The organism is Sphingomonas sp. CCH9-E2, from assembly GCF_001557215.1.
GTDB lineage: Bacteria > Pseudomonadota > Alphaproteobacteria > Sphingomonadales > Sphingomonadaceae > Sphingomonas.
Window position 1 is genome coordinate 1 of the sequence record NZ_LSJM01000183.1, and the last position, 11,547, is coordinate 11,547.

The window sequence follows — 11,547 nt, forward strand, 5'->3', positions numbered from 1 at the left end:
GCGGTGCTCTGGCCGGAAGATCTCTCGCCGCACCAGCCGATCGCCACGCTGCGCATTCCCCCTCAGGACGCCTATTCGCCGGCGCGGCGGGTCTATGGCGATGACGTGCTGTCCTTCAACCCCTGGCACGGCATCCGCGATCATCAGCCGCTCGGCTCGATCATGCGGGTGCGCATCGCCGCTTATGAACGTTCCGCCCGCTACCGCCACGAAATGAACGCGCAGCCGCGCGTCGAGCCGACGAACATCGACGCCATTCCGGACTGACGATCCGATCGTCAACCAAACTTACGAAAGGAGGCCAGCCATGGCCGAGACCGAAGAAACCCCTCAGATCGACGAAACCCGCCTTCAGGCCATCCGCCGCCGGATCGAGGAAGTGGCCGGCGACGCGCCGCAGCTCGCCAAGCTCGCCCTCGAGCAGATGGTGACGAAGCATAATCCAGACCTCAAGGGCACCGCCGGCTCCGCCGGCCGTGTCGGCGCTCAGTCCGGCAATGTCTCGGAGCTTACCGCCATCGCCAACCTCAAGCCAGGCGGCGCGGACCGGCTGAAACGCATCTTCGGGCTGGTGAACGGCAATTTCGACGGAGCACAGAAGGTCGGCACACTGCACAATATGCGCTTCGTCTTCTTCGACAACGACACGCGCATCCTGTTCGCCACCGCCTATGATGGCGACTGGGACACCTATATCAACGACTTCGCCACCAAGATCCCCGACCTGATGGACCTGCTCTTCGCCTCGGTCGAGGGCTGGCCGGGCATTGCGAGCCCCAAGGTCAAGGACTTCATCGCCGAGCATCAGATCACCGCCGCCGGCTGGTTCGTCGCCAACCCGCAGGTGACCGTCGTCGATGTGCGCCGGCTCCAGCGCATGGAGCATGCCGTCAACGAATTTCTCGACAAGGTGGGCTGAGCAATGGCGATCCTTCAGAAACTGAAAGAGCGCTTCCGGCGCGACAGCGTCACGCTCGACCTGCACGACATCCAGGCGCTGATTCTGCGAAGCCGGCCGGAGCCCTATGTCGGCGTTCACGCCATGCTCCATTTCGACGAGGCAGCGGGAGCCCGCAATCTTCTCGGCCGGCTGGCACCGCATGTCGCTTCGGCCGACAATTGGAGCGAGGATCTCGATTTCTGGATCGGCGCTGCGCTCAGCTTCGAGGGTCTGAAGGCGCTCGGCGTTCCCGACGCCCAGCTCAAGACCTTTCCGCTCCCGTTCCAGCAGGGCATGGCCGCACGCGCGGAGCAGCTTCGCGACTTCGGGCCCAACGCGCCTGAAAAGTGGGAAGAGGTCTTCAAGCCGGGCAACTGCCATCTCGCGCTGACCATCTATGCCGTGAATGATGCGGCGCTCGACAAAGCGCTGGCGACAGCGCGCGCCGAACTCGACCGGAGCAGCGGCGTGACCCTGCTCGGCGAGCATCGCTTCGGTGCGCCGGATGGCGCGAAAAACCCGTTCGGCTTCCGGGATTCGATCTCCCAGCCCGCAGTGGAGGGCAGCGGCGTTGATCCGCTGCCAGGCGAGGAGCGGCCGATCAAGGCCGGCGAATTCATCCTCGGCTATGAGAGCGAGAACGGCCAGCCTCTCGGCATGCCGGAGCCCGCCGCGCTCGGCAAGAACGGCACCTTCGTCGTTATGCGCAAGTACAACAGCCGGGTCGGCTGCTTCAACGCCTTCCTCAAGGCGCATGGCGAGACGCCGGAGGAACGCGAGCTATTAGCCGCCAAGATGTTCGGGCGCTGGCGCTCCGGCGCGCCCTTGACGCTGTCGCCCGACCATGACGATCCCGACCTCGGCGCCGATCCGCAGCGCAACAATGACTTCACGTTCAAGGAAGACCCCAAAGGCCGCGTTGTGCCGCTCGGCTGCCATATGCGTCGACTCAATCCCCGCGATTCCGAGCTGACGCTGCTTACCTGTAGCTGCTCGCATTCATAGCTGGCCCTGCTCGCACTCAGCGTCGGGTTTTACTCGCTCTATTTGCGAACGAACGGGTAGCCGTGCTCGCATTGCTCGACAACCTGCCCGCACTTGACCACCCCTGCTCGCAATCAGACCGGTCGGGCTCAATATAGCTGATCGCGAGAGCGAGGCTGATTGGGGTAGCTCAAAGCGCTTCCAAGATGCCCGTCAGTTCAGCGGGCCGGGACACGTGCGGGCAGTGGCCGCCGTCGATCTCGATCGCCGTCACTCCGAGCCGCTCCCGAGCCGCAGCGCGCATCCACCTGGGCGTGAGTGTGCGGTCGTGGCGGCAGGCGATGTACCGAACGGGAGGAGAGGTCGTCACCCTCGTCGGTAGGGGTTCCGACATGGCGCGCCGCGCGATCATCAGCCGCCTCGTCGTGAGCGCCCATTCCAGCACGCTCTCGGGACAGTCGTGGAACAGGAACTCGCGCGCGACCTCGTCGACCATCGGGTCTTTGCCGACCCATGCGGGATCGAACATGCCGGGGTCGGCCGCCAAGCTGCTGAGCAGGCTCTCCCCGGCCAGCGGCACATAGGCGGCGAGGTAGACTAGGCCCGAGATCGGCAGCTCGGGGATGAGCCGCGGAACCCAGGGCAGGAAAAGGCCGCTTGCGGAGTGGGCCAGCAGCCAGAGCCGGGTTTCGTCGCCGGCCATCTCCTTCTCGACCGTGTCGGCGATCACCTCCGCGTAGGCGAGCGCGCCGCTGTCCGGATCGACGTCGCCCAGGTCGGGCATGATCGCGCGGTGCCCGCGTTCCTCCAGCGCGGCGGCGAGCAGCGTCCATCCGCTCGGGCCCTGCACGCTGCTGTGGACGAGGCAGAAGGTCGCCATAAGGGAGATTAGCGTCTTGTCCGAACGCGACGCAATGGGCCGCGACCGCCACTCGACAGCGCGACCAACCCACTTACAAAGGGGCGATCAGGGCGGTCACTTGCCGAACAACTCTGTCATTTGCTGCTGCTAGACAGGCCGCGCACGAGGAAGAGCGGACCTCCACAGGCATCCGCCTGGCCCTCTGACGTGATTAGGGATCCGATCCGCGGACTTCATCAGGGCCAGCAGCCATGCGGTGCTGCGCGAACAGGCCGAACACATGGATGCACCCGACCGGTGCTCATCGTCGCCCGAAAGCTCTTGCACCACAGGGGTCGTCCACACATGGCTCAACGACCACATCATTGCACAGCTACGCTGATGCAGGGGCCGTCCACCCCATCACGTCACCTCCTGATCACGGCCGGTTTCGGGCGGTATGGGCGCTCCCGCGATCGACCATCTGCGGACCGAGCGACCGGTTTCGCGCGCGTCGGTGATCGCAAGCCGTTCCGCCTCAAACCCGGCGAACACCGGCGTGTAGGACGTTCCGTCGACCTGAAGGACGAGGCATTGGTCACGAAGTCGGAAGCTTCCCCAGCGTTCCGCCAGGTCGAACCGGACGAGCTCGCCATTCTCCCCACCGACCTGTCGAAGAGCAGAAATCCCCTCGACGTTGGCCGCCACAATCGTCGGGCTATGACGGCCGCCGCAAGCGGCGACCGTCAGCGATGCCAGGATCGCGAAAGCCCTCACGGGTTCAGCGCGCCTCCCCTGATACCTACCCGGGCGAGCCCATGCTAAGGAGCCGTTGAGAGCATCTATCGGGCAAGCCGATCGAGGCGGCCGCCTCGCCGGCTTCGGCGCCGACCTCCGAAGCAAAGGGCAGGCTGTACTCCCGCCCGATCGGAAACCGCCTACCTCCCACGACGATCGCGTCGCCGCGAGCGTCGAGGGTCGATCCTAGCGGCAGGACCGGCGTCAGGACGGTGGAGCCGACGCGGACCTGAAGGCAGCCATCCTTCACGAAGAAGGTGCCATAATCCCGTGTGGCGTTCCGCAACCGGTTCGCGGCCTCCGGCAGCTCGGTCACGACCGTCACGCCCGAGCTTTGGCCAACCGCGAACGGCCATACCTTCTTCTCCCGGTCAGCGTTACAGGCGGCGAGCGCCCCTAACGCCAACATCATCGGGACCGCTCGGGCGCTCAAGGCACCAATAGCCCTTGGGTGGTGTGGATCAGGAAGGGAACCCTGTCGTTCACCCGATCGATCGGCATATATGAGAACGAACAAGCGCTCCCGGTGCAGGGACGCCCATAAGCGTCGGTGCTGCCTCCCTTGAGAATGCCATAGGCGACGATCTCGTACGAGCCGTTCGGGTATGAGAATACAGGCGCCCCGCTGTCGCCGCCGAAGGCGATCACCTGCTGGCTCGATCCGCTGACCTTCACGAAGCTCGAATAACTCACGCCTCGATCATCGGTGCCCGACACCGAGCTTGACTGGACGGTGCCGCAGGTGAAGCCGGTCGTCATGCCGCTCTTGCACACGGGCATTCCGATATAGTGGTTCGAGTTGTAGGACGACTGCTTGAGCGTACCCCGGGTGGTGAAATAGCCATCTCCATAGAAGCCCGGAACCGTGTTCACGTAGGACGGGTAATCGGTCACCGCCTTGGAGTTCTGGAAATAGACCCAGTACCCGGTGCTAAGGCCGACCACCGGATGATAACGGAAATCATAGAGGTCGCCATAACGCGTCTCCGTTGCGGCCGGCAGTTGCACCAGGTGGCTACCATCGGACCCGACCACGTAGGGCGGGTTCGTCCGGCAGTGGGCGGCGGTCAGGATCGAGTCCCGGCCGTTGCTGTCCCTTCCGGCGAAAGCGTAACTACAGGTCGCGCGCCCGGTCGAGTCGACCAGCTCCCATCCGCCATAGACCGCATCGCCTGGCCGCACGTTGGTCTGGAAGGTTTGTAGAATCGGCCCCACCTCGACCTTCACGGCCGAGCGCAACGTCGGGGGGATCAAGCCCCGGGCCGTCTGAGCAGCCGCTTGGTCTTTCACCGTGACGACATAATTCTGGCTTCTCGGCTCGAAATACGTCTCGAAGGGAAGCTTGGCGGCGGTGATGGCCTTCAAGATCGCATCCAGGTCCTGCTGCGCCGCCGCGAGCGATTTGGTCGCGTTGCGCAGCTGCACATAGCGCCGCAGCTTCGCCGGAATCTGATCCAGGAACGCCTTGCGCTCGTCCTGGCCGGTGAATGCGACGATGATCTTGAACGTCGGCGTGTGCTCCACCCACAGGCCCGCGAAGCCGTCCGGATCGCTGGCGACCGCGACGTCCACGATTTGCTGGACATCGCGGAGGACGTCGACACGCTCTGCCGCCTCCGCGGCCGAGATACCGTATTGCTGGGCTAGGTACTCGACCTGGAGGTCCTTGCCCGACCCCTTGGAGTTTTGCGGTGTCGGGAGTGGGGGAGCCTTCATCTCCTGCGCCGCGAGCGGCGTGGTGCAGAGAAGGGCCGAAATGACGGTAAGCAACGTACGCATGCATTCTCCTGATGACGATCATCTACAGCATGGACGGCCCGACCGTTGCGGCGGACCACCCAAGCCCGACTCACCATGAGTGCGGAACAAAGGGTGAACGATTTAGAATCCTACATTGCAAGCCCTTTTTGCAGGTCCGACCTGCGCTTCTCTGAAACGAGGGTTTCCGAGCAGCCGATCCGACCAATGGGGGATGAACGCACTTTCGCGCTCTTTGTTTTCTCAAAACCGTTCTGGAAAGCACCGTCGCAAAATGCTACCGCCCGAACGGGTTTGTAGAACGATCGGGGGCTGATGCGGGTCGGGTACGCCAGGGTGAGCACCACCGACCAGTCGCCCGAGCTCCAGCTCGAGGCGCTAAGGCGCGCCGGCTGCGAGAAGGTGTTCACCGAGAAGGCGTCCGGGACCAAGGACGACCGGCCGGAGCTCGCGCGCATCCTCGCCGACGTGCTCAGGTCGGGCGATACGCTGGTGGTCTGGAAACTCGACCGACTGGCCCGCTCGCTGAAGAAGCTCATCGCGACCGCCGATGACTTGCGCGCGGCCGAGGTCGGGCTCGTGTCGCTGACCGAGAGCATCGACACGACCACGCCGGGCGGCATGCTCACCTTCCATATTTTCGGCGCGATCGCGCAGTTCGAGCGCGCGCTCATCGTCGAGCGCACGACCGCCGGGCTCGTCGAGGCGCGGCGCCGGGGCAAGAAGGGCGGTCGGCCGCAAGCCATGAAGCCCGCCGACGTCGCGGCCGCCCGGGCGCTGCTCGACGCGGGCTCGCTGCCGGTGCGCGACATCGCCCGCCGCCTGAACGTCTCCGTCGCCACCCTGTACCGCCATGTGGGCAAGCGGGGTCGGCCGGAGGACGTCGAGGAGGCTCAAGCGGCTCATGCGTGACCGGGCGAAGCGGCCGCCCGGCGAGGCGTTGGTCGACCTTCGCCGAAGGCTGTCGCTTCTGCCGCCCCGCGATGCGGGCCGCACCGAGATCATCGCTCGCGCCGCCCAGGCGTACGGGATTTCAATTCCGACCATGTATCGCGCGCTGCGGGAGCTCTCCCGCCCGAAGTCGATCCGGCGCGCCGACCACGGCCGAACCCGCGTCGCCCCGCAGGCCGAGATGGAGCGCTACGCCGAGATCGTGGCGGCGATGAAGCTCAGGACCCTGAACGGCAAAGGCCGGCATATGTCGACGGCCGAGGTGATCCGGCACCTGGAGGAGACGGGCGTCGAAACGCCCGACGGACTGGTCAAGGCGCCTGCCGGCCTGCTCAAACGAGCGACGGTGGACCGGCTGCTGCGCACCTCTGGATTGGACGTTGCCCGCGCAACTCGTCCGGTCGCGGCCGTGCGCTTCCAGGCCAGGCGCTCGAACGAGATGTGGCACTTCGACATGAGCCCGTCCGACCTCAAGCAGGTCGAAGCGCCGCTCTGGGTCGAGCAGGGCCGGGGCAAGCCGACGCTTATGTTGTTCTCGGTCGTCGACGATCGCTCGGGCGTCGTCTACGACGAGTACCGTTGCGTCTACGGCGAGAACGCGGAAGCCGCGCTCCGCTTCCTGTTCAACGCCATGGCGCCCAAGCCCGAACCGGAGCTGCCGTTTCAGGGCATCCCGACCACCATCTACATGGATAACGGACCCGTAGCCCGTTCGGCCGTGTTCCAGTCGGTGATGGGGAGCCTGGGCGTGCGCGTACTCACGCACGAGACGCCCAAGGAGGCCGAGCGCCGCACCGCGGCGCGGTCGAAGGGCAAGGTCGAGCGCCCGTTCCGCACCATCAAGGAGGTGCACGAGACGCTGTACCACTTCCACAAGCCGCGCGATGAGGAGGAGGCGAACCTGTGGCTCCGGCGGGCGCTCGTCACCTACAACAACGGCGATCACCGCTCCGAGCCGCATGCGCGCGTCGAGGACTGGCTCCAGCTTTCGACCGTCGAGTAAATTGAGCGTCCGACGCCACGACCACGCTGTGCGGCATCTACGATCATGAAGCCGAGATACCATGTGCCATCACGCGGATAATCGCGGAGGATGGCCGCGATTGCATATAGGCCGCCAGGCCCCTTCCATCCCAGGACAGCTTGATTGTGGGCGCTCTTTTCGGGCGGCACATCGGAGAAAAGCTCGCGAGCATCGTCCAGCGTGGGCGCGGCCCCGTCCTGCAACAGGAAATAGTCGCTGCAACGGTTGTACAGGTCTGCAACGTCTGCGGCGTCCGCTTGGGTAAGTTTGATCGGGGCTCCCGTCATCATCATCGCGTTTTGGCAGCAAGCACGCGCTGACCGTAATCCCGGAGTTCCCCGTTGGGACCGACATAGCGGTAGAGAGTGACGCGCTCGATCCCGAGTTCCTTGCAGAGGTCGGAAACGGACGTGTCGCGTTGGGCCATAGCAGCCTGAGCGAGCCGCACCTGGGCCTTGGAGAGGGCGAACTTGCGGCCACCCTTGCGTCCCCGCGCGCGGGCAGCGGCCAGGCCAGCCATGGTGCGCTCGCGGATCATATCCCGCTCAAACTCCGCCAGTGTGGCAAAAATGCCGAACACCATCCGGCCCGATGGCGTCGTGGTGTCGATCTGCGCGCCCTTGCCGGTGAGCACCCGCAGACCGATACCGCGATCCGACAGATTCTGCACCGTGCTGACCAGGTGGGTGAGCGTTCGGCCGAGCCGGTCGAGCTTCCAAACGATGAGGACATCGCCGTCGCGCAACGATTTCAGGCAGGCGGCAAGACCGGGGCGATCATCACGGCTACCGGATGCACGATCATCATAGATATTGCCTGGCTCGACACCGGCAGCGCGAAGGGCATCGTGCTGCAGGTCGAGCGACTGCGAGCCGTCGGCTTTGGACACGCGGGCGTAGCCGATCAGCATGGATCACAAACGAAGGTTTGAGGCGGTGACGAACATGAGCACATAAGATTGGGCTATTGTGTATCTTAACCAGCATCTCAATCAAGCTATCTCAAACCGTAGCTCGGAAAGAATAAGGAGCATGTATGCCGCGTCGCGTGACCCTGACCGATCGACAGCGCGAGGCGCTGCTTCACTTGCCGGTCGATCAAGGTGAGCTGCTGCGGCACTATACCCTCAGCGATGAGGATCTCGGGCATATCCGCCAGCGCCGGCGCGCCCACAATCGTTTTGGCTTCGCGCTGCAACTGTGCGTCCTGCGCTACCCGGGCCGGGTGCTCGCTCCTGGCGAGTTGATCCCGGCGCAGGTATCGGATTTCATCGCGGCCCAGCTCGGCCTGACCAGCGACGATCTACTCCTCTATGCCGCGCGCGAGGAGACCCGGCACGAGCATCTGGCGGACCTTCGCCGAATCTACGGCTATCGCTCCTTTTCGGGGCGGGGCGCACGGGATTTGCGCGAATGGATCGCTCGGGAAGCCGAGGCGGCGACATCGAATGAGGATCTTGCCCGTCGCTTCGTTGCGGAGTGTCGCCGCACCCGCACGATCCTTCCCGGCTCCTCGACGATCGAGCGCCTTTGCGCCGATGCGCTGGTTGAGGCCGAGCGCCGGATCGAGGATCTTATCGCCCATCGCATCACGCCAACCCTGAGCGAGAATTTGGCTCACCTGTTGGAGGATACGGTGGATGGTCGCGTCACGCGCTTCGTATGGCTGCGACAGTTCGAGGTTGGCGCAAATTCAGCAGCCGCTAACCGGCTGATGGATCGACTGGAATATCTTCAAAGGTTCGATCTTCCGGCGGATTTGCTGGACGGCGTGCCGGCGCATCGTGTGACCCGGCTTCGCCGGCAGGGCGAGCGCTATTACGCCGACGGCATGCGTGATCTGCCCGAAGACAGGCGGCTTGCGATCCTCGCTGTCTGCACCCTGGAATGGCGGTCATCGCTGGCCGATGTCATCGTGGAGACCCACGATCGCATCGTAGGCCGTCTCTATCGGGCCTCCGAACGCCTTTGCAACACCAGGATCGCCGACGCAAAGGCGGCCGTTCGGGGCACGCTGAAGTCCTTTGCCGAAATCGGTGGTGCTTTGCTTGGAGCGCAGGACGATGGCACGGCCCTGGACGGGATAATCGCCACCGGGCCTGGCTGGGAACGGTTCAGAACCCTTGTCGCCACGGCCTCCGCGCTGACCAACGTGCTCGCGGCCGACCCGCTCAGCCGTGTGCTGGACGGCTATCACCGTTTCCGCCTCTACGCGCCCAGGATGCTGCGCCTGCTCGACATGCAGGCGGCGCCGATCGCCACGCCTCTTCTGGCGGCCGTTGCGATGCTGCGTAACGGGATCAAGGTCGATCCGCCGGTGGATTTTCTACGTCCCAACTTGAAATGGCATCGTCATCTTCGCGCTGAGCCCAGCGGCGACCACCGGCTTTGGGAAATCGCGGTGCTGTTCCACATCCGCGACGCCTTCCGGTCCGGTGACATATGGTTGGCGGGATCGCGCCGCTATGGCGACCTCAAGCAGCTTCTGGTCCCGCCACAGGCGATAGAGCAGACCGCGCGGCTCGCCGTGCCGCTGCGACCCGGCGAATGGCTGGCCGAGCGCAGGGCTCGACTGGATACACGGCTGAAGGAGTTTGGCCGCGCGGCGCGAACCGGCACGATCCCAGGCGGCATCATCGAGAACGGCAAGCTGCACATCGACAAGCTGAGGGCCGACACGCCCGAAGGGGCCGAGGATCTCGTGCTCGATCTCTATCAACAGCTCCCGCCCGCGAGGATCACCGATCTGTTGCTGGAAGTCGATGAGCGAACCGGATTTTCCGAGGCGTTCACGCATCTGCGCACCGGCGCGCCCTGCAGCGACCGGATCGGCCTGATGAACGTGTTGCTGGCGGAAGGCGTCAATCTCGGTTTGCGCAAGATGGCGGCGGCGACCAACACGCACAGCTTCTGGGAATTGCTGCGGATCGCGCGCTGGCATGTCGAAGGCAGCGCCTATGATCGGGCGCTCGCCATGATCGTGGAGGCCCACGCCGCCCTGCCCATGGCCGCCTTCTGGGGACAAGGGCAATCGGCATCCAGCGACGGGCAGTTCTTCCTTGCTACCGAGCAGGGCGAGGCGATGAATCTGATCAACGCGAAATATGGCAACGTCCCGGGCCTCAAGGGATACAGCCATGTGTCCGATCAATATGCGCCGTTCGCAACCCAGGTGATCCCGGCAACGGTCAGCGAGGCTCCCTATATCCTGGACGGGCTGCTCATGAATGACGCGGGCCGCCGCGTTCGCCAGCATTTTGCCGACACGGGCGGCTTCACCGATCATGTGTTCGCCGCCTGCGCCTTGCTCGGCTACAGGTTCGCCCCCCGTATCCGCGATCTCGCTCAGAAAAGACTCTATGCCTTCACGCCCAACGCGACGCCGGCCAATGTGCGAGCGCTGGTCGGAGGTAAGATCAATGAACCGCTCATCGAGCGCAACTGGCCCGACATCCTGCGCATCATGGCGACGATCGCAGCGGGGATCGTCGCCCCCAGCCAGATTCTTCGCAAGCTCGCCTCTTACCCGCGCCAGAATGAGCTGGCCCTCGCATTGCGAGAGGTGGGCCGCATCGAGCGAACCCTGTTCATGATCGACTGGATTCTTGATGCCGGCCTCCAGCGCCAGGCTCAGATCGGCCTCAACAAGGGTGAGGCCCACCACGCCCTAAAGCGCGCCATCAGCTTCCACCGCCGAGGTGAAATCCGGGATCGATCCGGCGAAGGCCAGCACTATCGCATCGCCGGAATGAACCTGCTCGCCGCCATCATCATATTCTGGAACACCATGAAGCTCGGCGAGGTCGTCAATACCCGGGCCGCCAGCGGTACCCATATCGCGCCTGATCTACTCGCCCACGTCTCGCCGTTGGGATGGGAACACATCAATCTAACCGGGGAATATCGCTGGCCCAAATCCTTAGCGTAGGATTCCGCCCCCTCCCGCAAACGCCCCCTGTGATGCTGGCGATGCGCGATGTGGGGCCGGAGGGGTTCGGGAAGAAAAACCGGGGCTGGAACAGCACCGAGCTGTTGAAGGACTGGCGCGAGGCGTGGAGCGCGCACGTCAACGAGCGCATGGCCGAGCTGGGGCTTGAAGGGCGGATCGACCATCGCTCCTATGAGGCGCAGGGGATCGCGCTGGAGCCGCAGCACAAGATCGGCCCGGCAGCATCGCGCAGACCGGAGCAGGGGCTTGAGGCCGAGCGGATCGAGGATCACGCGCGCATCGCCCGCGACAATGGCGAGAAGA

At 64.6% G+C, this 11,547-nt stretch carries 10 protein-coding genes and 3 pseudogenes; 7 read left to right on the top strand and 6 right to left on the bottom strand.

Features of this window, described 5'->3' with window-relative positions:
* The 3 genes and pseudogenes from AX681_RS09105 to AX681_RS09115 form a co-directional block, all read left to right on the top strand.
* Positions 1–267 (top strand): annotated as a pseudogene (locus tag AX681_RS09105) (catalase); the annotation flags it as partial.
* A gap of 40 nt (positions 268–307) precedes the next feature.
* The gene (locus AX681_RS09110; protein WP_066624052.1) at positions 308–919 is read left to right on the top strand and encodes a hypothetical protein; all 612 of its coding nucleotides are present in this window, start codon (positions 308–310) and stop codon (positions 917–919) included.
* Positions 920–922: 3 nt separating this feature from the next.
* A complete protein-coding gene (locus AX681_RS09115) occupies positions 923–1,945 on the top strand; it encodes a Dyp-type peroxidase (protein WP_231733652.1) in 1,023 nt (340 codons plus the stop codon).
* Positions 1,946–2,114: 169 nt separating this feature from the next.
* Here AX681_RS09115 and AX681_RS09120 read toward each other — a convergent pair whose 3' ends face one another.
* From AX681_RS09120 to AX681_RS09135, 4 genes are all read right to left on the bottom strand, one after another.
* Complete coding sequence (locus AX681_RS09120; protein WP_066656773.1) at positions 2,115–2,804, bottom strand: alpha/beta fold hydrolase; 690 nt, start codon at positions 2,802–2,804, stop codon at positions 2,115–2,117.
* A gap of 384 nt (positions 2,805–3,188) precedes the next feature.
* On the bottom strand, positions 3,189–3,542 hold the full coding sequence (locus AX681_RS09125) for a hypothetical protein (RefSeq protein ID WP_066656771.1): 354 nt from the start codon (positions 3,540–3,542) through the stop codon (positions 3,189–3,191).
* A gap of 25 nt (positions 3,543–3,567) precedes the next feature.
* On the bottom strand, positions 3,568–3,975 hold the full coding sequence (locus AX681_RS09130) for a hypothetical protein (RefSeq protein WP_047867216.1): 408 nt from the start codon (positions 3,973–3,975) through the stop codon (positions 3,568–3,570).
* A 17-nt stretch (positions 3,976–3,992) separates the two neighbouring features.
* Positions 3,993–5,342: a S1 family peptidase gene (locus AX681_RS09135; RefSeq protein ID WP_066656769.1), complete on the bottom strand. Its 1,350-nt coding sequence runs from the start codon at positions 5,340–5,342 to the stop codon at positions 3,993–3,995.
* A 294-nt stretch (positions 5,343–5,636) separates the two neighbouring features.
* Here AX681_RS09135 and AX681_RS09140 point away from each other — a divergent pair, with 294 nt between their 5' ends.
* Positions 5,637–6,233: a recombinase family protein gene (locus AX681_RS09140; protein WP_066656767.1), complete on the top strand. Its 597-nt coding sequence runs from the start codon at positions 5,637–5,639 to the stop codon at positions 6,231–6,233.
* Positions 6,226–7,257 (top strand): annotated as a pseudogene (locus tag AX681_RS09145) (IS481 family transposase); the annotation flags it as partial. The gene AX681_RS09140 and the pseudogene AX681_RS09145, both read left to right, overlap by 8 nt.
* Here AX681_RS09145 and AX681_RS21400 read toward each other — a convergent pair.
* Positions 7,215–7,589 (bottom strand): GNAT family N-acetyltransferase, encoded by a 375-nt coding sequence (locus AX681_RS21400; RefSeq protein ID WP_066656764.1) that lies wholly within the window; start codon positions 7,587–7,589, stop codon positions 7,215–7,217. The pseudogene AX681_RS09145 and the gene AX681_RS21400 overlap by 43 nt on opposite strands.
* The gene (locus AX681_RS09150; RefSeq protein WP_008832583.1) at positions 7,586–8,206 is read right to left on the bottom strand and encodes a recombinase family protein; all 621 of its coding nucleotides are present in this window, start codon (positions 8,204–8,206) and stop codon (positions 7,586–7,588) included. The genes AX681_RS21400 and AX681_RS09150 overlap by 4 nt, the downstream gene beginning before the upstream one ends.
* A 125-nt stretch (positions 8,207–8,331) precedes the next feature.
* On the opposite strand from AX681_RS09150, the gene AX681_RS09155 reads away from it, so the two are divergent.
* The gene (locus AX681_RS09155) at positions 8,332–11,223 is read left to right on the top strand and encodes a Tn3 family transposase (RefSeq protein ID WP_066656762.1); all 2,892 of its coding nucleotides are present in this window, start codon (positions 8,332–8,334) and stop codon (positions 11,221–11,223) included.
* 29 nt (positions 11,224–11,252) lie between these two features.
* Positions 11,253–11,547, top strand: a pseudogene (locus tag AX681_RS09160) (MobA/MobL family protein); the annotation flags it as partial.

What these genes read in the sequence shown, in the direction of transcription:
- AX681_RS09155 (WP_066656762.1), top strand. Translation starts at nt 8,332, where the DNA reads ATGCCGCGTCGCGTGACCCTGACCGATCGACAGCGCGAGGCGCTGCTT.
- AX681_RS09130 (WP_047867216.1), bottom strand. Translation starts at nt 3,975, where the DNA reads ATGATGTTGGCGTTAGGGGCGCTCGCCGCCTGTAACGCTGACCGGGAG.
- AX681_RS09110 (WP_066624052.1), top strand. Translation starts at nt 308, where the DNA reads ATGGCCGAGACCGAAGAAACCCCTCAGATCGACGAAACCCGCCTTCAG.
- AX681_RS09140 (WP_066656767.1), top strand. Translation starts at nt 5,637, where the DNA reads ATGCGGGTCGGGTACGCCAGGGTGAGCACCACCGACCAGTCGCCCGAG.
- AX681_RS09150 (WP_008832583.1), bottom strand. Translation starts at nt 8,206, where the DNA reads ATGCTGATCGGCTACGCCCGCGTGTCCAAAGCCGACGGCTCGCAGTCG.
- AX681_RS09115 (WP_231733652.1), top strand. Translation starts at nt 923, where the DNA reads ATGGCGATCCTTCAGAAACTGAAAGAGCGCTTCCGGCGCGACAGCGTC.
- AX681_RS21400 (WP_066656764.1), bottom strand. Translation starts at nt 7,589, where the DNA reads ATGATGATGACGGGAGCCCCGATCAAACTTACCCAAGCGGACGCCGCA.
- AX681_RS09120 (WP_066656773.1), bottom strand. Translation starts at nt 2,804, where the DNA reads ATGGCGACCTTCTGCCTCGTCCACAGCAGCGTGCAGGGCCCGAGCGGA.
- AX681_RS09135 (WP_066656769.1), bottom strand. Translation starts at nt 5,342, where the DNA reads ATGCGTACGTTGCTTACCGTCATTTCGGCCCTTCTCTGCACCACGCCG.